Here is a 26,208-nt window from a genome sequence, read left to right as displayed (position 1 = left end):
CGGAGCCCAAACCACGCCGGCTGCCGCGCCGGCCCGTGTTGCTGCCAAGGCCACGGTGAAGCGGCCATCGACGCCGATGATGGCGTCAGCCGACCCCGCCCTGTTCAAGGGGCTCAGCTACCGCCTGGTGGGCCACTCGCGCGGTGGACGCGTCACGTCGGTGACGGGCGTGCCGTCGCAGCCGAAGACGTTCTACGCCGGCGTCGCCAGCGGCGGCGTCATGCGCACCACGAACGGCGGCGAGTCGTGGGATTTCATCACCGACAACAAGATCCCGCTTGGCTCGATCGGTTCGATCGCGGTGGCGGAGTCGAACCCGAACGTCATCTACGTGGGCACGGGCTCGGACGGCGTACGCAGCAACGTCTCCACGGGACGCGGGGTGTACAAGAGCGTTGACAACGGCGCCTCGTGGCAGTTCGTGGGGCTGTATAACGTCGGCCAGATCGGCGCGGTGCGCATTCACCCCACGAATCCGGACATCGTGTGGGTGGCGGCCTACGGCGACATCTTCAAGCCGAACAATGATCGTGGCGTGTTCAAGACCACTGACGGCGGCAAGTCGTGGAAGAAGACGCTGTACGTGAGCGACAGCACGGGCGCGATGGACGTGGAACTGCAGCCCGGCAATCCGAACGTGGTGTACGCGTGGATGAACCGCATCGAGCGGAAGCCGTGGTCGATCATTTCGGGCTCGCGCGAAGGCGGTTTCTACAAGAGCACCGATGGCGGCGACAGCTTCACGAAGATGGTGGGCGGCCTGCCGAATCAGATCACGGGCAAAGGCAATCTGGCGGTCACGGCCGCCAATCCGAACCGCATCTACGCGCTGGTGGAAGCGCTGCCGGGGGGCGGACTGTATCGCTCCGATGATGCCGGTGCCAGCTGGGCGCTCATGAACAGCACGCCGGGGCTGATCACGCGTCCGTTCTACTACACGTCACTGGGCGCCGATCCGTCGAATGCCGATGTGGTGTACGGGGGCGCCGAGACGTTCTACAAGAGCACGGACGGCGGCAAGACGGTGGCACCGTTCCGCACGCCGCACGGCGACAATCACGACATCTGGATCAATCCCACGAACAGCAACACGATGGTGCAGTCGAACGACGGCGGCGCCAACGTGTCGTTCGACGGTGGCAAGACGTGGAGCTCGCAGGACATCCAGCCGACGGCCGAGTTCTACGGCGTGTGGCTGGACAATCAGTTCCCGTACAAGCTGTACATGGCGCAGCAGGACAACAGCACGTACATCGTGCCAAGCAACAATGACGTGTTCAACATGGGCGCGGTACGGACGGGTCCGGGCTGCGAGACGGGTCCGATCATCCCGCACCCGGCTGACCGCAACCTCATTCATGGCAACTGCAAAGGCCAGTATTCGCTCATGAACATGGAGGCGGGCGTCACGAAGAACTACTGGATCGGGGCGCAGTCGCTGTACGGCAACGATGGTGGTGATCTCGACTACCGCATGCAGCGCACGACGCCGATGGCGTTGTCGCCGCATGATCCGAAGGTGTTGTACTACGGCTCGCAGTTCCTGCACCGCACGCGCAACAACGGCGCGTCGTGGGAGAAGATCTCCCCCGACCTCACGTGGTTTCCGAAGTGCTGTCAGGGCGGCAGCGGTGAGCCGATCACGCGTGACGTGACCGGTGAGGAGTTCTACAGCACGCTGTACGCGATCACTGAGTCGTCGCTCGAGAAGGGTGTGATCTGGACCGGCTCGAACGACGGTCCGTTCTCCGTGACGCGTGATGATGGCAAGACGTGGAAGCGCGTGACGCCGAAGGAGCTCGGTGAAGGCGGCCGTGTGGCGTGGATCGAATCCTCGCCGCACCGGAAGGGCTCGGCCTATTTCGCGACCTATCGCTACCTGCTGGGCGACTACAAGCCGTACATCTATCTCACGAACGACTACGGCGCCACGTGGAAGCTGCTCACCGACGGCAAGAACGGGATTCCGGCCGACGCGCCCACGCGCGTGGTCCGGGAGGATCCCGTGCGCGAAGGGTTGCTGTACGCCGGCACCGAGTTCGGCATGTACATCTCGTTCGACAATGGCGGGCACTGGCAGCCGTTCAACCTGAACATGCCGCAGATCCCGATCAACGACATCAAGGTGCACCGTGGCGATCTGGTCGTTGCCACGCAGGGTCGCGCCGCGTGGATCATGGATAACATCTCGGCGCTGCAGCAGGTCGGCCCCACTACGCAGAGCGAGTCGTTCGCCCTGTTCACGCCGCGTGACGGCTACCGCACGACGACCACGCCGCAGTTGCTCGGTCCGTCGGTGGATTACTTCCTGGCCAGCGCGCCCAATGACACCGTTCGCGTCGAGATCGTGGACGCTGCCGGCAAGGTCGTGAACACGTACAAGAGCGGCATTATTCCGCAGGCGCCGCCAGCCCGTCGCGGTGGCGGTGAGGATGACCCCGACGAAGCCATGATGGCGGGCCGCGGCGCACGCCCGACGCTGGTCGCGCCGACGATCAACCTCGTGACCAAGAACGCCGGCATGAACCGCTTCGTGTGGGGCGTGCAGCATGCCAACGGACTCGGCTCACCCCCGGGCACGTACACCGTGAAGGTGACAGCCGGTGGCGTCACGAAGTCGGTGCCGCTGCGCGTGCGCATCGATCCGCGCCTGGCGGCCGATGGTACCACCGAGGCGGATCTGCAGGCGCAGTACACGCACAACCTGAAGATGCGTGAGATGGTGGCCGACGTGAACGCGCTGCTGGCCCGTGTTCGTACGGCGGAAGCCAAGTACAAGGGCGCGACCGGTGCGGCGGCGGATACCGCGACCAAGGTGAAGGAAGTGAGCGAGATCGTGAACACGCAGCCCATTCGTTACGGCAAGCCGGGGCTGCAGGCGCACATTCAGTATCTCGCCGGCATGACGGCGCGGGCCGACCAGAAGGTGGGGCAGGACGCGCTCGAGCGGTACACGTTCCTGCGCAAGGAACTGGAAGCCGCCAAGGCCAAGCTCGATCGCGCGATCGGGCCGGCCACCCGCATGTAATCGCGACGCATGCTCGACGCGATTCGCAAGTTGATCGGAGACAGCGTGCCGGGGACCCCCGGCGCGCACTCCCGGGTGCACCCACACGACGTGAGGGTGGCGGCGTGCGCGCTGTTGGTGGAGCTGGCCTGCGCTGACGGCGACTTCAGTGAGGCCGAGCGGGCGCGCATCATGGACATCTTGCAGCGGCATTTCGGCGTGGATGACGCGGGCGCCCGGCTGATGCTGGCCGAGGCGGCGGCGGCCAATCACGACGCGGTGGACCACTTCGTGTTCACGCGGCAGGTGGTGAAGGACTACGACGTCGCGCAGCGCATCGTGCTCGCGGAGCTGATGTGGCAGGTGGCGCTGGCCGACGGCTCCCTGGATAGCCAGGAGTCGTACCTCATGCGGAAGCTCGCCAGCCTGCTGCAGCTGGAGCCGGCGTTTCTGGCCCAGGCGCGGAAGAAGGCGGAGTAGGCGGCAGGGAACCCTTCCGGCGCGGATTGGGTAAATTTGCGTGTTGTTTGTCCCGTTCTTCTCTTTCCCGAGCATACCAAGACTATGTCGCTTACCCAGACGCTTCGTCGCGGCGCCTACGCCGTGGCTGCCCTTTCGCTCATCACCGTGTCTGCATCGGCCCAGGGTGGCATGCAGATGGACCCCAAGGCGCCGGCGTCGCCGCGCGATTCGGTGGTGACTACGGTTGCTGGCGCGAATATCAACGTGAACTACGGCCGTCCGTCCAAGCGTGGCCGCGTGATCTTCAACGGCCTCGGCGACATGAAGTGGGGCATGGTGTGGCGCACGGGTGCCAACGAAGCGACGCACTTCACCACGAGCAAGCCGCTGGCGTTCGGCGCGATCACGGTGCCGGCCGGTACGTACACGCTGTTCACGAAGCTCGAAGAGAACGGCAAGTGGGAGCTGGTCGTGAACAAGCAGACGAAGCAGTGGGGCACGGCCTATGACGCCAAGCAAGACCTCGTGCGCATCCCGATGACGGTGACGAGCAACAACGCCGTGGTCGAGAAGATGGAGATCCTGGTGAAGCCGGCGGGCAAGGGCGGCGAGATCATCGTGGCGTGGGACACGTACAAGGCCGTGGCGGCGTTCACGGTGAAGTAACTGGCATCGCGGCTCGCGGTGAGTTTGCGGTGAGTTCCGGGTTGTGAGTGAAAGTGGCGAGTCCTGAGTTTGTACACTCAGGACTCGCCACTTTTACTCAGTACGCCTCACCCACCTTGGCCGTTAATGCCCAATCGCCCTCACGGCGCCTGCGTCGGCAGTTCGTAGCGGCTGTTTGGTGAGACCAGCGCTTTCGTCGTCCAGCGAATACCGCGGTGATTCGTCATCGTGACGGCATCAAGTTGCCGATAGCGTGTCTCGATCTGCGTCCACAGCGCATCATTGCGCTCTTTCCCGTGCATGGAGATCAGGATCACGCCATCGTCGGTGAGAAACGGCTCGTATCGCGCGAGACCGGCCATGAGATCGTGCAAGTAGTAGATGCTCTCGTTGAACACGATCACATCGAAGCGTTCGCTCGTCGTGAACTCGTTCATGTCACCAACGACGAAGCGAACGTGTTCGGTGACCTTGTGCTGTGCCTGGCGAATCGGCTCTTCGAAGTCGACCCCGAGGTATCGACCAGCGGCACCACGCAGTTGCTCCTGAAACACCCCTTCGCCGCAGCCGACGTCCAGCACGGATCCGCCGGGCTTGAGATACGCCACGTAGCCGGCCAGCACACAATGGTGCGCGAGTTCGTCGAGGTTGCGGAGCCACTGCCATCCGCCCTCGGCGTACTCCGTGTTCCAGCGCTTTTCCCTGTCGACCCCCAAGGCGCGGCGGACGCCTCGGGTCAATCGGGCAGCGAGGGGCAGTGCCGAGGGATCCGAGTCGGCGACGGGTGGAACGGCAGAAGCCGGACGCGGGGGCGTGGTCATGATGCGGGTCGTGGAGAGGGGGACGACATGTGTTGGCGAGTGGCGACTAATTGGCGGCGGGGGTGAGCATGAGCTTGGCGACCTTCGCGAGCAGGAGCCACGCGGGAACGGGCCCCCCCACGCTCAGCCGTCCCAATCGAAAGGCGTTCGTCCGACGACCGTTGGCCCAGCGCTTGAGGGTACAGGCGCCGTGGTATCCAGCGGCCTGCGTGGCGTCGAGCACGGCGCGGTTGTGCGACCCGTACGGAAAGGCAAAGCTCGTGCATGCCGCGCCGAGTTGCTGTTCGAGGTCGTCCTTCGAGGACGCCAGCTCCTCGTGCAGGTCTGCTCCGGCCAGCCCGCGGACGCGCTTGTGGTGGCGCGTGTGCGAGCCGACGTCGTGACCGTTGGCGAGGAGCGTTCGCAGGGCCGCGGCATCGAGGTGGCGTGCGGGTGACGCACCCTGATCCCAGGTGTTTCGCGCGCCGAGGTATCCTGAGATGGCGTACACCGTGGCCGGCCAGCGGTGGACGGACATCAGCGGGAGCGCCGTGGTCACCACGCTGTCGTAGGCATCGTCGAACGTGATAGCGATGGGCCGCGGCGGCAGCGCCTTCCGGCCGGCTTTCCATTCGAGCACGTCGTTCACCGTCACGCCGTGAAACCCCAGACGCGCCAGCGCAGCAAGGTGAGCCGCGAAGTGCGCCGGGGGCACGAAGTTCGTGTCACCGGGTGCGTGAGGGGGGAGTTCCTCGATGCGATGGTAGCAGAGCATGGGGACCCTCATGCTCTACACTCAGCCCCGTGCGTGCAGTGGCGCCTCGAAGGGCCTACCGACCAGATCACCGGCGTCTGGATGCTGAGCTGACGCCGTGGAGCTCATGACCGGTAGTGGGGCTGGCGGGACCGGACTCGCTGCGGCCGCCTTGCGCCGCGCGTCCCACACCAGCGCGTACTTGGTGAAGCAGGCCCATGCATGCACGGCGCAGAACAGGAAGCCACGCCAGCCTTCACGCCACATGCTTTCCAGCAGGAAGGTTTTGACAAACCGCCAGATCGGATTGAGCACCAGATGCGAGGGTCCCACGCGGGCACCGCGTCGGACCAAGTCGGCCGCGCCCCATTCGGCGTAGGTGCAGCATTTCCGGAGCTGGTGGGCCAGATCCCGGTACGATTCGTGGTCGAGCCGGCCGTCCAGATCGCCGATCTCCCCACTGATGATCAGGCGCTCATGCACCTGATCGGCCGTCCAGCGGCAGCTCCGCGGATAGAGCCGGATATGCCGATCCCGGCCCCACCCGCCGCGGTTGTAGGGAGCCCCCAGATAGCGATTCCGCAGATGCACGCGGTAGCCGGCTTTGTGCGGAGCCGCCAGCGTGCCGACGATGGCAGCACGCAGCTCGGGTGACACCGCTTCGTCGGCATCGATGGAGAGCACCCACGGAAAGCGTGCCTCGGCGATGCCAAGGTTCTTTTGGGCACCGATGGTGGGGCCGCGTAATTCCACCACCCGGGCACCACGGGCGCGGGCGATGTCGGGCGTGCCATCGGTGGACCCGGCGTCAACGACGATGACGTCAGCCGCCCACTCCACCGATGCAAGACAGGCGGGAAGACGGTCCGCTTCGTTGAGTGTGGGGATGACGACGGAAACGGGGACGGATGTTCTCACGCGTGGCGGCGATAAACGGGGCTGACTCGTTCATCCTTCGATTCGACGCGTAGAAAATAAATCTGCCGTTCTTGCCCCGGTACTCCAGAAGAAAAATCTTAACGTCGGGTTCGGTGGGCCGCTGGCGCTGGTCCTTTATCGGCGGTCGGCGTTCAATGCCCGATCGCCCCCGCATCCCGATCGCGCGGGTCCGCGGCGCCTTGCCGCACGCCCTTGGCGTTCACGAAGATCGAATGCGCCGTACCCTGATTGCCGCCCAGTCGTACGGTATGCCCCATCGCTTCGAGGGCCTTCACGGTTTCCGGTGACGTGCCGTTGCGCTCCATCGTGATCACGTTCGGCAGCCACTGATGGTGCAGCCGCGGCGCGTTCACGGCGTCCTGCACGGGCATCTGGAAGTCGATCAGGTTGAGTACGACTTCCATGACGGTGTTGATGATGGTGCGTCCACCGGGGCTGCCGACCACCGCAACCAGCTTGCCGTCTTTAGCGAGAATCATCGGCGTCATGCTGGAGAGCATGCGCTTGCCGGGCTGCGCGACGTTGGGCTTGGTGCCTACCAGGCCCGTGCTGTCGGTGAGACCGGGCTTGCCGTTGAAATCGCCCATCTCGTTGTTCAGCAGGAAGCCGGCGCCGTTCACCACTGCGCCCAGTCCGTAGCCAGCTTCCAGCGTGTACGTGACCGACACCGCCATGCCGTCCTTGTCGACGACCGAGTAGTGCGTGGTCTCGTCGCTCTCGTAGCCCTGCGCCACATCGGCCGGAGACGACGGCGACGCCTTGTCTTTCACGATCGTGCTGCGCAGCTCCGTGGCGTACGCCTTGCTCATGAGCTTGTCGAGCGGCGGCGTGGTGAAATCGGGATCGCCCAGATACAGCGCCCGATCGCGAAACGCGCGACGCATGCTTTCGGCGAGGTAGTGTACGTACTGCGGCGAGTTGTGGCCGAGGCTCTTGAGGTCGTAACCCTCGAGGATGTTCAGCATCTCGATCATCGCCGTACCGCCGGAACTCGGTGGCGGCATCGAGATGATTTCATAGCCGCGATACGTGCCCTTCACAGCGGCACGCTCGGCCGGCTGATAGGCCGCCAGGTCGGCTTCGTTGATGAGGCCGCCGTGTGACGTCATCTCCTCGGCGATCAGCTTGGCCGTGATGCCCTTGTAGAAGCCGTCGCGCCCCTGATCGCGCACGCGCGTGAGTGTTTTCGCGAGATCGCCCAACACGAGCTTCTCGCCTTCCGCGTACGGCTGGCCGTTCTTGTAGTAGGCCGCGATGGTGGCCGGGTACGCCGATAACCGCGTCTGCGCGCCTTTGAGGGACGCCGCCAGGCCGCTCGGCATCGCGAAGCCCTCACCCGCCAGCTTCACGGAGGGGTCGACCAGCTTGGCCCACGACACCTTGCCGTACTTCTGGTGCGCATGCGCGAAGCCGGCCACCGTGCCCGGCACGCCCACGCTCTTGTGGGAGTTGTGGTGAATGCGCGAGGAGTAGGCGCCGGTACTATCGGTGAACATGTCCGGGGTGGCGCGGGCCGGGGCCTTCTCGCGGAAATCGATAGTGGTGGTCTTACCGTCGGGGAAGCGCACCACCATGAAGCCGCCGCCGCCGATGTTGCCGGCAGTGGGGTAGGTGACAGCCAGCGCGAAGCCGGTGGCGATGGCAGCGTCGATGGCGTTGCCGCCGTTGGCGAGCACGTCGCGGCCGGCCTGGCTGGCAATGGCGCTGGCCGAGACGACCATGCCCTTCGGGGCGTCGACCGCGGCGCGTGGGGCCCGGGCGGCGGCCGGTTCCTGAGCGCCGAGGGCGAGGGGGAGGACGGCGCCGGCCAACCAGAAACGGGCGGCGGAGCGAGCGGGCAGAGTCGTGAAGGCCATGGATCGGCGGGGTTGGGGGTGCAGTACCGCGTCAATCTACCTTTTCCTCCCATCCCCGACTATGCTTCAAGGCTCCCCGGAAACGGGGACCCGGGTGCGGGTCGGAAACGCCGACTTCGCGACGAGCCCGGAACGCCGGTGGCTTTGCCGCAGGCGAGCTGTCCCAACTGTCTGAACTGAGATCGCAACATGGCCGTCAAGATCCGTCTGCGCCGCGAAGGCCGGAAGAAGACCCCGATGTACCGTATCGTCATTGCTGATTCGAGGGCGCCGCGCGACGGCCGTTTCATCGAGATCATCGGACAGTATCAGCCGCAGCTCGGCGAGAACGCGATCAACCTCAAGCTGGATCGCGTGGAATACTGGATGAATGTCGGCGCCCTGCCCACCGACACCGTCCGCTCGCTCCTCCGCCGCGCCGGCGTCCTTAAGTCGCGTCACGAAGCGCGCCTTGCGGCCAAGCTGCAGGCCAACGCGGTCGCCCTCCCCGAGGCGTGATCTGCCGGACTATGTGATCGTCGGCAAGGTGCGTCGCGCGCATGGTGTGCGCGGCGCCTGGGCCGTCGAGTCGCTCTCTGCGGCGCCGGACGTGATTTTCACGTCCGGCGCTGTCATTTATGCGGGTGACCGGAAAGGCGAAGTCAGCGGCGAGGCGACCGCGGCGATGCTGCACATCGAGGACGGTCGTCCGATGAACAAGGACTGGCTCGTGCGTGTCACGGAAGTCACCGACCGCGATGTGGCCGAAACGTGGCGCGGCCGCTACCTGCTGGCCGATACCGCCGACATGCCCGAGCCGGACGATGATGAGATGTACATCTTCGCGCTCATCGGCATGCAGGTCGAAGTGGATGGACAGGGACACGTGGGCGAAGTCCGCGACGTGTATGAAGCGCCGCAGGGACTGATCCTCGAAGTCGAGACGGCCACCGGCCGTCCGCTGGTGCCTTGGCGTCCGGAGATTGTCGAGCGCGTGGACGAAGAGCGCAACACGATCGTGCTGAAGCCGCTCGACGGCTTGCTCGACAGCTAGCGCGGTCGCGAGATCACCGCCGTGCTGCGCATCAACGTCGTGACGATCTTCCCCGAGTTCTTCGCGGGGCCGCTCTCCCTCAGCATACCGGCCAAGGCCGCCGGCACCGGTGGCGTGGCCTACAACGTGATCGACCTGCGCACGTTCACGCACGACCGGCATCGTACCGTTGACGATTATCCGTTCGGCGGTGGCCCGGGCATGGTGATGAAGCCCGGCCCGTTCTTCGAAGCGGTGGAGTCAGTGCAGGCGAAAGCGCCGATCGTGATGCTGTCGCCGCGCGGCCGTCGATTTTCGCACGCCGACGCGGTGCGCTTTGCGGCCGGCACCGAACTCACGCTGCTGTGCGGCCACTACAAGGACGTGGACGAGCGCGTGGCCACACATCTGGCCACCGAGGAGCTTTCGCTGGGCGACTTCGTGCTCAGCGGCGGCGAGCCGGCGGCATTGGCGATCATCGATGCCATCGTTCGCCTGCTGCCCGGCGCGATGAGCGATCTGGAGAGCGCGCGCACCGATTCGTTTTTCGATCGCGGCATCAGCGCCCCCAGCTACACGCGGCCGGCCGAGTATCGCGGGTTCACCGTGCCCGATGTGCTGGTGGGCGGTGACCATGCGAAGGTGGCGGCGTGGCGCGACGACCAGAGCCTGCAGCGTACGCGTGAGGCCGAAGCGCGCGATCGCGCCGCATGGCTGGCGCGTGAAGAGACGATTGCCGCACGTGAGGCGGCGATCGCCGCCATGGAGCGCCTGCAGGCGGCGAAGGCGTTGAAGAAGGCGAAAGCGAAAGCGGCGAAGGAACGTGCGCGGGCCCGTGCCGCGAGAGCCGCCGAATGAGCCTGCGCGTGTTCGTGACCGGCGGCACCTTCGACAAGGAGTACGACGAGCTCACCGGCACGTTGCATTTCGAGGCGACGCATGTCGAGGAGATGCTGCGGCGCGGCCGGTGCATGCTCGACGTGAACGTCGAGGTGCTCATGATGATCGACAGCCTCGAGATGAAGGAGTCGCACCGGCACCGCATCGTGGACGCCTGCGCCACCTGCGCGGAGACGCAGATCGTGATCACGCACGGCACCGATACCATGGTGGATACCGCGGCCGTCATCGCCGCCGCCCTGTCCACCAAGACCATTGTGCTCACCGGTGCGATGGTGCCGTATGCGTTCGGCAGCTCCGACGGCCTGTTCAACCTGGGCAGCGCGCTGAGCTTCGTACAAGCGCTGTCGCCCGGCGTGTACGTGGCCATGAACGGCCGGTGCTTCCGCTGGGACGACGTGCGGAAAAACCGGGACGTCGGCGTATTCGAGCCGCTGGGCGAGGCATAGCCGGACTCTCCGCCGGCCGCTATGCTTCGGCATTCGTTCCCACTCCCCTCTCCGAACCTCTTCGGTACCTCCGGCATGGCCAAGATCAAGGTTGTGAACCCCGTCGTCGAGATGGACGGCGACGAGATGACGCGCATCATCTGGCAGTTCATCAAGGACAAGCTCATCCTGCCGTATCTCGACGTGGAACTCGAGTACTACGACCTCGGGATCGAACACCGCGATGCGACCAACGATCAGGTCACGATCGACTCGGCCGAAGCCACCAAGAAGCACGGCGTCGCCGTGAAGTGCGCGACCATCACGCCTGACGAAGCCCGCGTGAAGGAGTTCGGGCTCAAGAAGATGTGGAAGAGCCCCAACGGCACGATCCGCAACATCCTCGGTGGCGTGATCTTCCGCGAACCGATCATCATCTCGAACATCCCGCGTTTGGTGCCGGGGTGGACGAAGCCGATCGTGGTGGGTCGTCATGCCCACGGCGATCAGTACAAGGCGACGGACTTCAAGGTGCCGGGCCCCGGTACGGTCACGATGACGTATACGCCGACCGATGGCAGTGAGCCGATGCAGTTCGAAGTCGCCAAGTTCGGCGCCGACGGTGGTGTGGCGATGGGCATGTACAACTTCAACGATTCCATTCGCGACTTTGCCCGCTCCAGCCTGACCTACGGCCTGCAGCGCAACTACCCGGTGTACCTGAGCACCAAGAACACGATCCTCAAGGCCTACGACGGCCAGTTCAAGGATCTCTTCGAGGAAGTGTTCAACACCGAGTTCAAGGCGGAGTTCGACGCCAAGGGACTCACGTACGAGCACCGGCTGATCGACGACATGGTGGCGTCGGCGCTCAAGTGGGAAGGCGGCTACGTGTGGGCGTGCAAGAACTACGACGGCGACGTGCAGTCGGACATCGTGGCGCAGGGCTTCGGGTCACTCGGGCTGATGACGAGCGTGCTGCTGTCGCCCGACGGCAAGACGATGGAAGCGGAAGCGGCGCACGGCACGGTCACGCGTCACTACCGCGAGCACCAGAAGGGGAACAAGACGTCCACGAACCCGATCGCGTCGATTTTCGCCTGGACGCGTGGGCTCGCACATCGCGGCAAGCTTGATGGCACCCCGGCGGTCACGGCGTTTGCCGATACCCTCGAGGCGGTATGCATCGAAGCGGTGGAAGCGGGCGAGATGACGAAGGATCTCGCGATCCTCATTTCGAAGGACACGCCGTATCTGCATACGGAGGCGTTCCTCGACGCCATCGATCGCCGGTTGCAGGCGAAGATGGCCTGACGGAGCGGGCTTCCCCGTTTTGACGAGGGGCTGAGGGGGGCGTACCATTTACGGTACGTCCCCCTTTTTGAGGTTCTCATGCATGTATCTGGCTCTCCGCGCGCCGCGACACTGATCGCGGCCGCGGGTCTCATCGCCGCCGGCGCGGCCGGCGCCCAGCGCGCGCCCGCCAAGGCGGCCGATCCGGCCACCCCGGTGGCCATCACCCCGGCGGCCTACGCGGCGCTCCCCTGGCGCCATATCGGCCCCGAGGGCAATCGATTCAGCACGGCGGCGGGTATCGCCGGCGATCCGTCCACCTATTACGTGGGCGCGGCGTCGGGCGGCATCTACAAGACCACCGACGCCGGCGTGCACTGGGCGTCGATTTTTGACAAGCAATCGGTCATGTCCATGGGCGCCATCGCGGTGGCGCCCAGCGACCGCAACGTGGTGTGGGCTGGCACCGGCGAAGCCCACATTCGCAGCCACATCTCGATCGGGCAGGGCATCTTCAAGAGCACCGATGCCGGCGCCACGTGGACGCTGATGGGGCTCGAGAAGACCGGGCGTATCGCGCGCCTGGCGATCCATCCGACCAACCCCGATGTGGTGCTGGCGTGCGCGCTCGGCACGGCGTACGGCCCACAGCAGGAGCGCGGGGTGTTCCGCACCACCGATGGCGGGGCTACGTGGACGCGGGTGCTGTTCGTCGATGAGAACACGGGCTGCAGCGATCTGGCCATGGACCCGTCGAACCCGCGCACGCTCTACGCCGGCATGTGGCAGATCGAGATCCACACGTGGGGACGCACCAGCGGCGGCCCCGGGAGCGGGCTGTTCAAGTCGACCGACGGCGGCGCGACGTGGACGCGACTCAAGGGGAACGGCCTGCCGGTCAAGCCGGTGGGCAAGGTGGCGCTAGCGATTGCGCCATCGCAGCCGAACCGGATATTCGCGATGATCGAGACCGGCGACGGTGTGCCGTGGAATGGTCAGGACACCGAGAGCGGACAGCTGTGGCGCAGCGAAAATGCCGGCGCCACGTGGACGCTGATCAATCGCGATCGCAATGTGATGGGGCGCGCCCACTACTACTCGCGCATGGCGGTCACGCCCGACAACGCCAACGAGATGTACTTCCTGACGGCGTCGTACGCGCGATCGATTGACGGCGGCCGGTCACTGACGACCCTCGCCGGACTGGAGGCGCCGGGCGGTGATCACCACGATATCTGGATCGATCCGACGAACGCGGATCGGCAGATCGTGGCACACGATCAGGGGCTGTCGATCACCACAACGCGTGGACGTACGTGGTTCAAGCAGCGTCTCGATAACGCGCAGATCTATCACGTCACCGTCGACAACAACATTCCGTACAATGTGCTTGGCAATAAGCAGGACGAGCCGAGCTACCGTGGGCCGAGCAACAGCCGCGTGCAGGGCGGGCGTGGCGCCGGCATTTCGCGCGGTATGTGGCACTCGGTTGGCGGCGGCGAAAGCGGCTGGGCGACGCCCGATCCGACCGATCCGAACATCATCTGGAGTACGGCGTCGGGCTCGGGTATGGTGGGCGGCATCGTGGTGCGCTTCGAGGAGAATCGTCGGCAGTTCCGCAACGTCGAGGTGTGGCCGCAGCAATCGAATGGTGCTGCGGAGCAGCTCAAGTACCGGTTCGTCTGGGATGCGCCGCTGCTGATCTCCCCGCACGACCACAACACGGTGTACACCGGCAGTCAGCACGTACATCGCACGCGCGACGGCGGGAACAGCTGGCAGGTGATCAGCCCCGACCTCACGCGAAACGACCGATCCAAGATGAAGAGCTCGGGCGGCCTCACGCCCGACAACATCGGCGTCGAGTACTCCGGCGTGGTGTACGGCATCGCCGAGTCGCCGAAGCAGAAGGGTGTGATCTGGGTGGGAACCAACGACGGACTCGTGCAGCTCTCGCGCGACGACGGCGGCACGTGGACCAATCTCACCGCGAACGTGCCGGGTATTCCGGTGTGGGGATCGGTGCGGTCGATCGCGGCCAGCAAGTGGGATGCGGCCACGGCCTATCTCACCATCGATGCGCACCAGGAGAATGATCGTGATCCGTACGTGTATCGCACCACGGATTTCGGGAAGACGTGGACGAAGATCGTGACCGGCATTGCGAAGAGCATGTTGAGCTACGCCAAGATCATCATCGAAGATCCCACGCGTCGCGGCATGCTGTACCTGGGCACGGAGAACGCGATCTACCTGAGCTACGACGCCGGTGATCACTGGCTGCCGTTGCAGAACAACCTGCCCCATGCGCCGGTGTCCGGAATCGTGGTGCAGGAACACTTCAACGATCTCGTGATCTCGACCTATGGGCGCGGATTCTGGATTCTCGATGACCTCGCGCCGCTGCAGCAGCTCGATGCGTCGGTACTGGAGAAGGGGGCGCATCTGTTCCAGCCCCGGGCGGCGTATCGCTACCGCGGCATCACGGCGCCGAGCACGCAGTACGACGATCCCACGGCCGGCGACGATCCGGAGTACGGGGCGAGCATCAACTACTACCTGCGCGCGTCCGCGAAGTCGGCACCCACCGTGGAAATTCTCGATGCGGCCGGGAAGGTGGTCCGCACGCTGCGCGGGCCGAACTCGGCCGGTGTGAATCGCCTGGCGTGGGATCTCCGCGATGAGCCCAGCATGGAAGTGCGGCTGCTGACCAGCCCTCTGTATGCCGAGCACATCGTGGCGGGCCCGCAGGGGCGCACCGCACCGGGGACGAGTCGGTTGTCGATCCTCATGCCGCCGGGCATGTATGCGGTGCGTTTGACCGTCGACGGCGTATCGCAGACGCAGCCGCTGGAGGTACGCAAGGATCCGAACAGCGGCGGCACCGAAGCCGAGATTTCGGCGCAAGTGAAGCTGTTGGCCGGCATCAAGCAGCAGCTCAACGACGCGGGATCGGCGGTGCATCGGGTGGAGTCGGTGCGATTGCAGCTCCAGCAGGTGCAGCGCCTGTCCACCGATGCCGAGGTCGCCCGCGCCATCCGCGCGCTCGACGCCAAGCTGCTCGACGTCGAGATGAAGCTGGTGGATCTGCGTCAGACCGGTCAGGGGCAGGATGGCGTCCGCTTCGGTTCGATGCTGATCTCGAAGATGGGGTACCTCGCCAACGGCATGTCGAGCTCCGACTTCACGCCGACGACGCAGCATGTCGAGGTGGACGGGATTCTGCGCGAACAGCTCAAACAGCACTTGGCCGCGATCGACGGCGTGCTGGCGAGCGAGCTGGCTCCGTTGAATGCGCAGCTGGATGCGAAGGGGCTGCCGAAGGTCGTGGATCGGGCCGGTCCGGCGCCACGCATCGTGCCGTAGACTCGGGCGGGAAAACAAACGCGGCGGGTCCGTTCAATCGGACCCGCCGCGTCTTGTTCGTGCGAGTGACTTCCCGAGCTACTTCGCGAGGCCCTTCACGACTCCACTGAGCGCCTGCACGCGCGCCGACTCGGGACTCGCCGCAGCGTCCTTGTCGAGCTGCGCCGCCAGCGCATTCAGCACAGACGACCGCGCACCGCCCTTGGCTTTCTCCGCCGTGGCCAACTGCGCCAGCACGCCATCGAGCCACGCCTTCGGTACCGCACTGTTGCGCGCCATCTGATCGGTGTAGGCGCGAGCGACGACGAACGCCGCCGGCCACACAAATTGCGGCTGCTCCTGCGCATTGAAGTAGGTGTACTTCACCAGCTTGGCCGCCTCGAGCTCGTTCTTGGAAATGTGCTCGCTGGGCGTGAGCTCCCACACGTCGAGGCCGCGGGCAATCTCCGAGCCGTAGATCAGGCCATTGTACCAGTAGGCCGACCAGTGACCGGCGCTCACCAGCGCGGTGGAGTCCATCGGGCCGCGGTCAAAGAACGCGATCTCGAAGGCGTGATTCGGATCGGTCCAATCGAACACATTGATGCCGCCCTGATACCACGACTGCACCATCACTTCGCGGCCCGGAATCGGAATGAGCGAGCCGTTGTGCGCCACACAGTTTTCGTTGCTCGTCTGCGGGGCAGGCAGCTTGAAGTAGCTCTTGAAGTCGAGCTTGTCGCCGTTGCGCACGAAGATCGCGTCGGCGCCCCACTCCACCTTGTCCGTGGCGCGGCAGCGCGGCGACGAACCGCCGCCCCATTCGTCGGAGAAGAGTACTTTGCTGCCGTCGTTGCTGAACGTGGCAGAGTGCCAGGCCGACATGTTCGTGTCGGCAGCCGCGTAGATGCGCTTCGGGTTCTTGATGTCGCGGATATCGAGCAGGATGCCGTAGCCGCTGCACGCACCACCGGCGAGACCGACGGCGGGATACGTGGTGATGTCATGACACTGCGTAGGACCGCGTCCCGCCACCGAGGGGCGCGCCGGCGCGCCGGCCGGCCGTTCGCGACGATCGGCTGCCGCCTCGCCATGACGCACGGCTTCACCGAGCCCTTCGAAGATGCGCGGTGAGCTCACGATTGCCGCCGCGGCTGGGTTCTTCACCGGTACCTTGATCACTTCGATACGAAAGAGCGCTGAGTTTGGGTCGACATCGGGCGAGAGTGCCGAGCAGCCGGCCAGTTCCTCGGCCGAGCGCACGCCGGCCGATCCCGACACGTAGATGTACACGTTCTCGGTGTCCTTCGGATCGGTCACCAGCGTGTTGGTGTGCGAGCCGCGGCACGTCTGCACGGTGGTGATCGTCTTCGGATGCTCGACGTCGCTGATGTCGATGATGCGGATGCCGCGCGCGCGTTCCTTGCTGACTTCAGCCTCGACACCACCGAGTCCGCAGTCCACCCGTCCGCTTACCGCCTCGGCCGACACGAACAGAAGATTGCCGTAGACGGTGACGTCGCTCTGTGATCCCGGGCAGACGAACGCGGTGCGCAGCTTCGGCTTGCGCGGGTTGCCAATGTCCCACACCTGCCAACCGCTGTAGTTGCCCTGGAACACGAGGTTGCCGCTGAAGGCCAGATCGGAGTTCTTGAGCCGCGCGTCACCGGGCGTGCTCATGTTGAGAAACGACTCCGACGGCTTGGTGGTGGAGACGAGCTTGACGTTCCACGCGGCTTCACCGGCGTCGAACCACCCGGCTTTGAGACCGACGCGCGGGTCGGGCTTGGGCTGCGCGTGCAGCGTGGTGGCAGTGGTCGCAATGCCGGCCATGAGCAGGGCGCCGCCGAGCAGCGATCGAGTAGACGTTGGCATCTGGGGAGTTTTGGAGTGAGTGAAGGTGACGGGCGGCGGTGTTTATGGGCGTGGGCGAGACTTCAGCATCAGCTCCATGCGGTCGATTTCGGTGCTTTGGTCAGCGACGACATCGGAGACAAACTTGAACACGTCGTCATCGTTGGCCGCGCCTTTGGCGCTCATGAGCTCGTCGACCATGCTGATCGCACCGCGATGGTGCTGGATCATGAAGGTGAGGAAGTACCAATCGAAGGCCGGCCCCTTGGCGCTCTTGAGCGTGTCCATCTGTGCCGTGGTGAGCATGCCGGGCATCATGCCGCTGCCGCCCGCAGCGCCCATGGCGGACATGTCCATGCCGGCGTGATGGGCGTGGGCCATGGCGTCCATGTCGCCGGCCGGCACGGTCTGCTTTCGCTTTCCGAGCCAGGTCTTCATGAAGGCGATCTCGTCGGTCTGCGCGACGGTGATGCGCCCCGCCAATACGCGCACCTCTGAACTCGCCCCGTTGGGTTCGGCGAACGCCGACATGGTGACGGCCTGCGCGTGGTGCCCGATCATCCCCTGCATGAAGGCGACATCCGCCTTCGTGTACGGGGGAATGCCCCCGTCCTGCGCGGCGAGTTGCGCCGGGGTGAGTGGTCGCTTGCCGCTCGTTCCGCCACTTCCCGACGCGCAGGCGCCGAGCAGCGTGGCAGATGCAAGGATGGCGAGTGGGAGCGTAACGCGTGCAGGCATGGGTCAGGGGAGCGTGAGAGTGGGAAGCCCGGCAGCCTTGCGCTTGGCGTTGAAGGCCGCGAGGCCCGTGGTGCGCAGTGCGTTCCACTTGGGCAATACGTCGGCACCCATGGCGCGCGCTGCGGTGCAGGCGGCCACCTGCGTCGCGGTCGGCGCGACGTCGGCGTTATGCATGGCCATGGCGGCGGCGAGCATCGCCGTGCTGGCGCTTTCGAGCGATGCTGCCGCGGTGGTCGCGCCGCGACGACGGAAGCCGCGGATATTCCGGGCGGTGGCCGACGACGGCGCCACGGCTTCGAGTTGTGCCTTGAGGGCGTCGACCTCGGCGCCGCTCATGCCATTCAGCTGCGTGACGAGCGCCCGTGCGCTTACGAACGCGCGGTGGGTGTCCACGGCGCCGCGGTACATCTCGGTGCTGAGGGTGTGCAGTCGGGCCAAGCCAGCGGCCGGCGTCTTCACACGCGGGTCGAGCCGGAGCGTGAGCGGCTGCTCGTATCGCGTACCATTGACCGTCAGGCGTACGGTGTAACGGCCGGGCGGTGCCCATGGCGCGTTTACGACGGGGAGTGTCCGTCCCGGCACGGCACCGGTGGCGTCATCGTCGCCCTGCGGAATGGCGTCTTCCGGCGTGACGGGATCGAAGTGGAGATCCCATGTGAAGCGGTGGAGCCCCGCGTTGTCAGACAGCGCCTGCGGCGGGCCGGGCCAATAGAGTGGGAGTCCGCAGTACGGCGCGGTCGGCGATTTCTTGCACACCTCGTTGTAGCGCACGCGATCGACGTACGGATGCGGGTCGAGCGCCTTCTGCGCGCTGGAGTACGAACGCACCAGTTTGCCGGTGGCATCGAGAATCTCGAGCGCGATCGGCGACGAGGCCTTGGCGGCGAGCATGTAGTCGATGAACACGCCCGACGGTGCGCTCTCGCCCGATGGCATTTCCGGCGGCCACGGCGTGGGATCGTTGGTGGCAAAGCGTACGCGCACCGCGGTGGCGGGCTTGAACAGATGGGCGTTCCGGGCCGCGATCGCCGCGCGGGACGCGGCCATCTGACGGAGCGGCGTGATGTTGTCGAGAATGTAGAAGCCGCGGCCGTGCGTGCCGGCGATGAGATCGCTGCACAGGCACGTGCTGTCGTCCTTGATCTGGAGGTCGCGTACGGCGATGGCCGGCATGTCGATACGCAGCGACTCCCAGTGATCGCCGTCGTCGAACGACACCCACACCTGCGTGTCGGTGGCCCCATACAGCAATCCCTTCACCTTCGGATCTTCGCGAATGGCATTGGCCGGCGCGTTGCCCGGCAGCCCATTGCTGATCTCGGTCCAGGTGGCGCCGCCGTCGTGCGTGCGATAGAAGTGCGGACGCAGATCATCAAGACGGAACGTATTCGCCGCGATGTAGGCGGTGCCGGCATCGAAGTGGCCCGCGTCGATGTTGTAGATGCGCGTCCACGCCTTGATGGCGCCCGGCGTGACGTTCTTCCACGACGTGCCGCCGTTGGTCGTGACTTGCACCTGACCGTCGTCGGTGCCGGCCCAGAGTACGTTGGCACTGCGCGGTGACGGTGACAGGGCGGTGATCGCACCGGCGGGTGCGGGCGTCACGCTGCTGGTGTACTTGCCGGCCGTGGCGGGAACGTCCCACGTCTGGCGCGCGAGATCGGGGCTGATGCGTGTCCAGCTCTGGCCGCGGTCGAGCGTCTTCCACACCACGTTCGACGCATAGTACAGCACGTCGGGATTCACGGGCGAGAAGTGCAACGGCATCGTGCGCACGTTGCGGCCGAAGTTCTCGCCGTTGGGGCCGCGCACGGAGAGGTCGGGACCCACGAGCACCGTCTGACCGGTGCGGCGATCGTACTTCGACACATTCGTGCGCTGGCTGCCGAAGACCACATCGGGATCGCGCGGATCCGGCGCCGCGATGCCGTACTCCTGAATGTTGACCGGGTGCCAATCGTGGAAGGTGATGCGACCGTCGTCGGAGCGGCTATTCACGCAGGCCGAGCCGGAGTCCTGCTGTCCGCTGCACACGCGATAGGGAAACGCGTTGTCGGTGGTCACGTGGTACATCGCGGCGGTGGGCTGCGTGTACCAGTTGCTCCACGACGCACCGCGATTGCCCGACACGACCGCGCCCTGATCGGCCACGGCGAGAATGAGATCGGGATTGTTGGGATTCACCCAGATCTTCTGGTAGTCGTCGCCACCCGGCGCGCCGCGAACGGCCGACCAGGTGAGTCCCCCGTCTTCGGTGCGCCACATGACGACCGACGCGCTGTACACCACGTTCTCGTTGCTCGGGTCGACCGTGATCGTGGGCAGGTCGCCACCGCCGATGCGCGCTAACGGACGGTTATCGACGAACTTCGGCGCGGCGTCGGCCGGGGCTCCCGGTCCGTTGACCGCGAGATACCAATGCTCGCCGCCGTCGGTCGACTTGTAGAAGCCGATCGGGCCGGATGCGCCAGCGGCCGAGCCGGCGGGTGGAGCCGCGGCGACCATGGCGTAGAGTACCTTCGAGTTACCGGGCGCGAACGCGATGTTCGCCTGCAGCACCGACGGCAGGCCGACCGTGAGTTGCTTCCACGTGGTGCCACCGTCGGTCGACTTGAAGATGCCGTTGCCGCCGCCGCCGAAGCCCTGGCCTTCGATGAAGCTCTGCTGCTGCTGCCAGAGCGTGGCGTACACGATGTCGGGATTCTGCGGATCGATGCGCACGTCATTTGCACTCGTGTACTCGTCCTTGTACAGCACGCGCTGAAACGACGCGCCGCCGTCCAGCGAGCGGAACACGCCACGTTCGGTGTTCGGACCGTAGGGATGGCCGAGGGCCGCCACGAACAACCGGTCGGGATTTCGTGGGTCGACGTCGACCATCGCGATCATCTGCGATTCGCGCAGGCCGAGATGGGACCACGTTTTCCCGTTGTCGACGGACTTGTACATCCCATCGCCGACGGCGAGATCGGGGCGGATGATGCCGGCGCCGCTGCCCACGTAGATGATGTTCGGATTCGACGGCGCGACCGCGATCGCGCCGATGGAACCAGTGGACTGGTCGTCGAACAACGGGACCCAGTTCGAACCGTAGTCGGTGCTGCGCCACACGCCGCCGTTGTCGAAGCCAGCGTAGAACACGCTCGGCTGAGTCGGGACGCCGGCGAGGGCGCGCGCGCGGCCGGCGCGCAGCGGGCCGATCGCGCGCCAGTGCAGCGCGCTGAATCCCGGATCAGATTGCGCGGGCAGCGCGCGCCCGAGCGGACAGAGCGCGGTCGCGGCGACCAGTGCGAGTGAGCAGCGAGCCTGCAGAAAGCGCGGGAGACGCACGGGAGGGCCTGAGCGGAGGAAGAGGGGACGGGGACCCGTTCAACATGGGGCGGGCCGCGGTCGACTGCCAGATTCGGCCAGATGCCCGCTGGAACTTCGGCCACGCTCCGCCGGCGTGCTGCTTACTTCGGCTGGGGCGTCGCGCACAGGTGGCGCATCGCCACGTCCGCCAGGGAACCCGCGAACGACGGTCCGAAGCCGGGGAGCTTGACCACCTTGTGCATGCCGATCTTCTTGCCGGCCTCATCGAGGTAGTACCAGCTCTCCTTCGTCGCCACGGTCTGTTTGGCGCAGTCGTACATGGCGATCGTGCGCGAGCTCCGTAAATCCCCCAGCGCATGCTTGAGCGGTGGCTGCAGGCGCACGCGCACGGTGGCGGTGACGATACCGTTGGTCCGCGTTACCGACTTCGCCTCGAGAAAGACCGGCGTGCCCACCGACGTCTTGCCGATCTCCACCAGCTGTTGCGCCGCCAAGGGAGACGACAGCAGCAGGGAACCGGCGAGAGTGATCACGCTGAGCGGCGTGGCGGAGAACCGTGCATTCATGGCGTCAGCGGCGGCGACTGGCGGTGGAGTCGGGAACGAAGGTGAACGGCAGCTGCATGACCTGCTGGACGACGCGTCCTTTACGCACGGCCGGCACGAAGCGCTGCTCACGGACGGCCCGACGCACGGGTTCCACGAGCGACCGATCGGTGGTGGTGATCCAGCTGAACGTGTCCATCATGGCTTCGCCGTTGGTGCCGACCACGAATTCGGCGAGCAGCTCGCCCGCCACCTGCGCGTCGAACAACGAGTCCGGATAGAACGGCCGCACGATCGCGGATGAATCGACGCGGGCACCGACGTCGACATCGGTGGCGGTGAAGACGGTGGACTCGTCAAGCATCTGTGCAATAATGGCGGTCGGGGTGGGTTCACCCTTCTTCGCCTTCTTGGCGCGAAGCTCGCCGCGGCGCGACCAAAGGACGACTGTACCACAGCTGCTGCTGACGCGCTGGTTGCCCTGGAACTCGAGCGGGACCGTGGCGGGGCCGCTATAGATCTCGATGCCCTCGAACGTGGCTGGGTCGACCGAATCGAGGTCGAACTCGCCGGCAAAGAGCCCTTGGCCATCCAGCCAGACCAAGGGCGAGCATCGGCTGCCCCGGATCCGCACTTTGTTGTCGAACCCGCGCGATTCGATCCGGATGCCGGGCACGGATCGCAGGAGATCCGTCATTCTGGCTGGCTGACGCTTGGCGATGTCGGCTTGGGTAAAGAAGCGGCCGCCACCACCCATCTGCAGCCGCTTGTAGAATCCCGCCATGGGCCCGATGAGGTCGCGTCGGCCGATGACCTTCACCGCCGCGATGCTCTGCGCGATCTGTCGCATGACCACGGTGGGCGCGATCGATTGACCGGGCACGACGGTGACCAGGAGCGACTCTGGCCGGTACCCGATGCGGCGAACGCGCAGCCACATGGTGCCGGCGTTGACCCGGGTGGCCGTGAACTGGCCGGCATCGTCGGATTCGGCGACGTCGGCTGCATTCCCGAACCGAATCTGCGCGCCGGTCAGTGGCATCCGCGCGTCGGTCATCACGGTGCCTTTCACGACACCGGTGAGCACCGGCGTCGCAACTTGCGCTGACAGGGCGGTGCTGGCTGTGGCCACGAGAGTGGGCACCAGCGTCACCACGGCGCCGAGTGTGCGCCGGGAGGAGCGGAGAACCGAAAGTGGGGCCGAGCGGAGCGACATGGGAGACCCAGCGGTGGGCTTGTGTGGTTCAACCGTGAGGGTAGCATGTCCAGCATGCCCAGCGCCACCCGGATCATCAAACAGAGCCTTTTTCACCTCCTGTTGTTCCCGCTCGCGGTCGCCTGTGTTCCCTGGCGACGGAGTCCACCGCTCGTGCCGGCGGTGGCCAACCGTCTTGTATTGGCCCTCGACGGGGTGGATTACCGGGATATCGTGGACGCGCGCGCCAGGGGCCTGTTCGCCGGCTTTCGCGAGCCGAGTCGGCTGATTTCAACCTTCCCGTCGATTAGCGACGTGTCCTGGCACGACATCCTGGGGGTGCAGCCGCCGCCCGGATACCAACGGATTTACTACAGTGCCCGGCAGAACGCCGTGGTCGGAGAGCTGTTCGACGCGATCAAGCCCATCGAGTACGAGCATCGGATGGACTTCGCCTTCGGTTCTAAATTTCATCACCTCGGCGCCTATCTGATTTCGAACCAGGTAGCGCGAAACGAGGTGGATGTCGATGTGAAGAAGTTCCTGAAGCGCGGTGGTCGTCCCACGATCTACGCGTACAACGTGGGGCCGGACGCGTTGCAGCACACGCGCGGTGATCTTGACGCGTATCTCGCGCACCTCGACCGGAAGCTGGCGGAATTGCAGCGCACCTATCGTACGCGTACGGGTCGCGATCTCGAAATCCTGATCCTCTCCGATCACGGGCATAACCGCGCCGTCTCGGCCGGATTCCTCCCTGTGGTCGAAGCGCTCGCCGCGCAGGGATTTCACACCTCCAGCACCCTGCGCGATCCCACCGACGTCGCATTCAGCGTCGATGGCGTGACGACCGGCTTCGGTGTGTTCGCCCATCCCGACGCGGTAGCGCGCGTGGCGTCGCTGCTGGCCGCCCTCGACGGCGTGGCCGTGGTGACCTCGCGCGACAGTTCCGGTCGTTATCTCGTGCGGGCCGACAGCGCGTTGGCTGAAGTGACGACGCGCGGCACCGGTGATTCGGCGGTGTATCGATATCTCCCGATTCGCGGCGACCCGCTGGGATATGCCACGGTGCTCGCGCGCATGCAGCACGATCGCGACGTGTTACCCGATGGCTACGCATCGGCGGCGATGTGGTTGCGCTACACGGCGGCCGAGCCGTTCCCGGCCGCCCCGCCACGCATCGTACGCGGACACACCGCCATCACGCTCAATCCGGCGCCGATTCTGGTGTCGCTCGATGACCGGATGCGGGTGGGGCTCGGGGCGGTGTCGGTGGCGAACCGCCTGCGGCCGCTGGGCGGTACCCACGGTGCCCTGAGCGAGACCAATTCCCTCGGCGTGCTGATGGCGAACTTCGTGGACACGCGCGACGATCTCACGTCGTCGGTCCGGCAGCAGTTCGGCGGGTTCACCGATCTGTATGACCCGGCCGCGCACACGTCGTCGCTGCGGCTCTCGACGCCGGGACTCTTGCGGACCGACCGATGGAGCGGCTTCACCGGCAGCGCGGCGCCGACGGCGTGGTCGGCCGTTGCCGACACCGAGCCGGTGCTCGTCCTGTCGCTCTCCGACACCGACCGCCGCTGGGTCGGTGCGTCGGCGCAGCTGCGCGTCGACATCCGTCGAACCGACCGCGGGGCGGATGGTGGTGTTGGGGTGCCCAGCAGTACCTGGACGCTGGCCCAATGGACCGCCTCGCTCGACGGACGAGCCTTCGCGATGAACGGCGCACGACTGGCGCTGTCGCGGCTCGCGCCGTCATCGACATTCACGGTGCGGGTGATGATCGACCGCGTTCGCGAGCCGGGCGACGGGCGCGGTGCGGCGTGGAAGGCGGTGGCATCGCTGCTGGTGCGCACCGACGCCAACGGGGCCGTGGCGATCTACTGATTCCGCGGGGGCCAACGCGAGCGGCAGGGCTAACTGCCGACCCGTGCGCCGGGTAACGTTAGGCGATGATCATCAACGAAGCGTCGGGAGCGGGCGGTGCAGGCGGTGCAGGCATCGATGCGCCGGCTGTCGACCCGAATAACGATCGCGCCACGAAGGAGCCGCTGCCACCAGTGTGGGGGACGCGGAACGCATGACATCATTCAATCCGCGCATCTGGAATCGGAAGCTGCACCGGTGGGGCTCGATCGCTGTCGCGCTCCCGTTCCTCGTCGTGATCTGCACCGGCCTGCTGCTGCAGCTCAAAAAACAGCTGGCATGGGTGCAGCCGCCCGAGCAGCGAACGTCGGTGCACGTGCCGACGGTCACGATGGAGCAGATTCTGGCCACGGCGAAGTCGGTGCCCGAGGCGAAGGTCGCCAGTTGGGACGACATCGATCGCCTCGACGTGCGGCCAGGGAAGGGCCTCGTGAAGGTAGTGACCGTGGATCACTGGGAGCTGCAGCTCGACCTCGCCACCGGCGCGTTGTTGCAGTCGACCTATCGCCGCTCGGATCTCATCGAGAGTCTGCACGATGGGTCATGGTTTCACGATCTGGTGAAACTCTGGGTGTTCCTGCCGGCGGCGGTCATCGTGCTGGGATTGTGGATCACCGGGATGTATCTGTTTCTGCTGCCGTTCCGCGCGCGTGCGAACAAGCGGCGTGTGGCGCCGTCGCCCGTGGAGTGAGCGTGCCTGACGGACCGCCGTATTCGAATCGCTCCGGCATCGATGTCGATGGTGCCGGAGTGGGCACGTGGATGGTGCAGCGGGCGCGCTACCGACTCCCGCGTCCGCCGGCCCATCCGATCGTCGGGGTGGCGCCGGATCTCGCGTTCATTCACGGCAACCGCACCGAGCCGGCGCTCACGTGGATCGGTCATTCGTCGATGCTGTTGCAGATCGATGGCGTGAACCTCCTGATCGATCCGGTGTTCAGTGCCCGGGCCTCACCGATGCGGTTCGCGGGCCCCAAGCGCCATCAGCCTCCCGGCCTGCGCGCCAACCAGTTGCCGCGCATCGATGCGGTGCTCTTGTCGCACAATCACTACGATCATCTCGATCGGCGCTCCATGCGCGACGTGGCGCTGCAGACCGGTGGACCACCGGCGTTCATCGTGCCGCGCGGTACCGAGTCGTGGTTTGCCGCGAACCTGCCGCGGGCCGCTCGC

At 65.8% G+C, this 26,208-nt stretch carries 21 protein-coding genes; 12 read left to right on the top strand and 9 right to left on the bottom strand.

Annotated elements, in window-relative coordinates; genetic code table 11:
• From ACIRA7_RS07780 to ACIRA7_RS07770, 3 genes are all read left to right on the top strand, one after another.
• Positions 1–3,028, top strand: a 3,028-nt coding sequence (locus tag ACIRA7_RS07780) for a hypothetical protein (RefSeq protein WP_396220286.1), incomplete at its 5' end; no start/stop codon positions are given.
• 9 nt (positions 3,029–3,037) lie between these two features.
• Positions 3,038–3,487, top strand: a complete 450-nt coding sequence (locus ACIRA7_RS07775) for a TerB family tellurite resistance protein (protein WP_396220285.1) — start codon at positions 3,038–3,040, stop codon at positions 3,485–3,487.
• A gap of 84 nt (positions 3,488–3,571) precedes the next feature.
• The gene (locus ACIRA7_RS07770) at positions 3,572–4,135 is read left to right on the top strand and encodes a DUF2911 domain-containing protein (protein ID WP_396220284.1); all 564 of its coding nucleotides are present in this window, start codon (positions 3,572–3,574) and stop codon (positions 4,133–4,135) included.
• 140 nt (positions 4,136–4,275) lie between these two features.
• On the opposite strand, the gene ACIRA7_RS07765 is transcribed toward ACIRA7_RS07770, so the two are convergent.
• The 4 genes from ACIRA7_RS07765 to ggt form a co-directional block, all read right to left on the bottom strand.
• Positions 4,276–4,956, bottom strand: coding sequence for a class I SAM-dependent methyltransferase (locus ACIRA7_RS07765; RefSeq protein WP_396220283.1), 681 nt, complete (start codon positions 4,954–4,956; stop codon positions 4,276–4,278).
• Positions 4,957–5,002: 46 nt separating this feature from the next.
• Entirely contained in the window at positions 5,003–5,722 is a 720-nt protein-coding gene (locus tag ACIRA7_RS07760; protein ID WP_396220282.1) for a polysaccharide deacetylase family protein, read from the bottom strand.
• A 9-nt stretch (positions 5,723–5,731) separates the two neighbouring features.
• Positions 5,732–6,607 (bottom strand): glycosyltransferase family 2 protein, encoded by an 876-nt coding sequence (locus ACIRA7_RS07755; protein ID WP_396220281.1) that lies wholly within the window; start codon positions 6,605–6,607, stop codon positions 5,732–5,734.
• Between the two features lie 152 nt (positions 6,608–6,759).
• Positions 6,760–8,484, bottom strand: coding sequence for a gamma-glutamyltransferase (ggt, locus tag ACIRA7_RS07750; protein ID WP_396220280.1), 1,725 nt, complete (start codon positions 8,482–8,484; stop codon positions 6,760–6,762).
• Between the two features lie 189 nt (positions 8,485–8,673).
• On the opposite strand from ggt, the gene rpsP reads away from it, so the two are divergent.
• The 6 genes from rpsP (at position 8,674) to ACIRA7_RS07720 (ending at position 15,483) form a co-directional block, all read left to right on the top strand.
• Positions 8,674–8,982 (top strand): 30S ribosomal protein S16, encoded by a 309-nt coding sequence (rpsP, locus tag ACIRA7_RS07745; protein WP_396220279.1) that lies wholly within the window; start codon positions 8,674–8,676, stop codon positions 8,980–8,982.
• A gap of 13 nt (positions 8,983–8,995) precedes the next feature.
• Positions 8,996–9,517 (top strand): ribosome maturation factor RimM, encoded by a 522-nt coding sequence (rimM, locus tag ACIRA7_RS07740; protein ID WP_396220278.1) that lies wholly within the window; start codon positions 8,996–8,998, stop codon positions 9,515–9,517.
• 21 nt (positions 9,518–9,538) lie between these two features.
• Positions 9,539–10,354 (top strand): tRNA (guanosine(37)-N1)-methyltransferase TrmD, encoded by an 816-nt coding sequence (gene trmD / locus ACIRA7_RS07735; RefSeq protein WP_396220277.1) that lies wholly within the window; start codon positions 9,539–9,541, stop codon positions 10,352–10,354.
• Positions 10,351–10,845 (top strand): asparaginase domain-containing protein, encoded by a 495-nt coding sequence (locus ACIRA7_RS07730; RefSeq protein WP_396220276.1) that lies wholly within the window; start codon positions 10,351–10,353, stop codon positions 10,843–10,845. Before trmD ends, ACIRA7_RS07730 begins: the two co-directional genes overlap by 4 nt.
• A 75-nt stretch (positions 10,846–10,920) precedes the next feature.
• Positions 10,921–12,138 (top strand): NADP-dependent isocitrate dehydrogenase, encoded by a 1,218-nt coding sequence (locus ACIRA7_RS07725; RefSeq protein ID WP_396220275.1) that lies wholly within the window; start codon positions 10,921–10,923, stop codon positions 12,136–12,138.
• Positions 12,139–12,216: 78 nt separating this feature from the next.
• A complete protein-coding gene (locus ACIRA7_RS07720; RefSeq protein ID WP_396220274.1) occupies positions 12,217–15,483 on the top strand; it encodes a sialidase in 3,267 nt (1,088 codons plus the stop codon).
• 78 nt (positions 15,484–15,561) lie between these two features.
• On the opposite strand, the gene ACIRA7_RS07715 is transcribed toward ACIRA7_RS07720, so the two are convergent.
• The 5 genes from ACIRA7_RS07715 to ACIRA7_RS07695 form a co-directional block, all read right to left on the bottom strand.
• A complete protein-coding gene (locus ACIRA7_RS07715; protein ID WP_396220273.1) occupies positions 15,562–17,337 on the bottom strand; it encodes an LVIVD repeat-containing protein in 1,776 nt (591 codons plus the stop codon).
• 42 nt (positions 17,338–17,379) lie between these two features.
• Positions 17,380–18,054, bottom strand: a complete 675-nt coding sequence (locus ACIRA7_RS07710; RefSeq protein ID WP_396220272.1) for a DUF305 domain-containing protein — start codon at positions 18,052–18,054, stop codon at positions 17,380–17,382.
• 3 nt (positions 18,055–18,057) lie between these two features.
• Positions 18,058–21,384, bottom strand: a complete 3,327-nt coding sequence (locus tag ACIRA7_RS07705) for a glycoside hydrolase (RefSeq protein ID WP_396220271.1) — start codon at positions 21,382–21,384, stop codon at positions 18,058–18,060.
• A 122-nt stretch (positions 21,385–21,506) separates the two neighbouring features.
• Entirely contained in the window at positions 21,507–21,932 is a 426-nt protein-coding gene (locus tag ACIRA7_RS07700; RefSeq protein WP_396220270.1) for a surface-adhesin E family protein, read from the bottom strand.
• Positions 21,933–21,936: 4 nt separating this feature from the next.
• Positions 21,937–23,055 (bottom strand): TonB-dependent receptor plug domain-containing protein, encoded by a 1,119-nt coding sequence (locus tag ACIRA7_RS07695; RefSeq protein WP_396220269.1) that lies wholly within the window; start codon positions 23,053–23,055, stop codon positions 21,937–21,939.
• A 117-nt stretch (positions 23,056–23,172) separates the two neighbouring features.
• Here ACIRA7_RS07695 and ACIRA7_RS07690 point away from each other — a divergent pair, with 117 nt between their 5' ends.
• The 3 genes from ACIRA7_RS07690 to ACIRA7_RS07680 form a co-directional block, all read left to right on the top strand.
• Positions 23,173–24,996 carry a hypothetical protein gene (locus ACIRA7_RS07690; protein ID WP_396220268.1) on the top strand — a complete coding sequence of 608 codons (1,824 nt, stop codon included), beginning with the start codon at positions 23,173–23,175 and terminating at the stop codon, positions 24,994–24,996.
• Between the two features lie 193 nt (positions 24,997–25,189).
• Positions 25,190–25,726, top strand: a complete 537-nt coding sequence (locus ACIRA7_RS07685) for a PepSY domain-containing protein (protein ID WP_396220267.1) — start codon at positions 25,190–25,192, stop codon at positions 25,724–25,726.
• Positions 25,727–25,728: 2 nt separating this feature from the next.
• Positions 25,729–26,208: MBL fold metallo-hydrolase (locus ACIRA7_RS07680; protein ID WP_396220266.1), on the top strand; the 480-nt coding region annotated here is incomplete at its 3' end.

Origin of the sequence: Gemmatimonas sp. (assembly GCF_044376735.1) — a bacterium.
In the GTDB taxonomy this organism is placed as follows: Bacteria; Gemmatimonadota; Gemmatimonadetes; order Gemmatimonadales; family Gemmatimonadaceae; genus Gemmatimonas.
This window is presented reverse-complemented; position numbering and strand designations above follow the sequence as displayed.

Coding starts and splice junctions, on each gene's coding strand:
- ACIRA7_RS07730 (WP_396220276.1), top strand. CDS start 10,351: ATGAGCCTGCGCGTGTTCGTGACCGGCGGCACCTTCGACAAGGAGTAC.
- ACIRA7_RS07720 (WP_396220274.1), top strand. CDS start 12,217: ATGCATGTATCTGGCTCTCCGCGCGCCGCGACACTGATCGCGGCCGCG.
- ACIRA7_RS07765 (WP_396220283.1), bottom strand. CDS start 4,956: ATGACCACGCCCCCGCGTCCGGCTTCTGCCGTTCCACCCGTCGCCGAC.
- ACIRA7_RS07775 (WP_396220285.1), top strand. CDS start 3,038: ATGCTCGACGCGATTCGCAAGTTGATCGGAGACAGCGTGCCGGGGACC.
- ACIRA7_RS07715 (WP_396220273.1), bottom strand. CDS start 17,337: ATGCCAACGTCTACTCGATCGCTGCTCGGCGGCGCCCTGCTCATGGCC.
- ACIRA7_RS07710 (WP_396220272.1), bottom strand. CDS start 18,054: ATGCCTGCACGCGTTACGCTCCCACTCGCCATCCTTGCATCTGCCACG.
- ACIRA7_RS07725 (WP_396220275.1), top strand. CDS start 10,921: ATGGCCAAGATCAAGGTTGTGAACCCCGTCGTCGAGATGGACGGCGAC.
- rpsP (WP_396220279.1), top strand. CDS start 8,674: ATGGCCGTCAAGATCCGTCTGCGCCGCGAAGGCCGGAAGAAGACCCCG.
- ACIRA7_RS07685 (WP_396220267.1), top strand. CDS start 25,190: ATGACATCATTCAATCCGCGCATCTGGAATCGGAAGCTGCACCGGTGG.
- ACIRA7_RS07700 (WP_396220270.1), bottom strand. CDS start 21,932: ATGAATGCACGGTTCTCCGCCACGCCGCTCAGCGTGATCACTCTCGCC.
- ACIRA7_RS07770 (WP_396220284.1), top strand. CDS start 3,572: ATGTCGCTTACCCAGACGCTTCGTCGCGGCGCCTACGCCGTGGCTGCC.
- ggt (WP_396220280.1), bottom strand. CDS start 8,484: ATGGCCTTCACGACTCTGCCCGCTCGCTCCGCCGCCCGTTTCTGGTTG.
- ACIRA7_RS07690 (WP_396220268.1), top strand. CDS start 23,173: ATGTCCAGCATGCCCAGCGCCACCCGGATCATCAAACAGAGCCTTTTT.
- ACIRA7_RS07760 (WP_396220282.1), bottom strand. CDS start 5,722: ATGAGGGTCCCCATGCTCTGCTACCATCGCATCGAGGAACTCCCCCCT.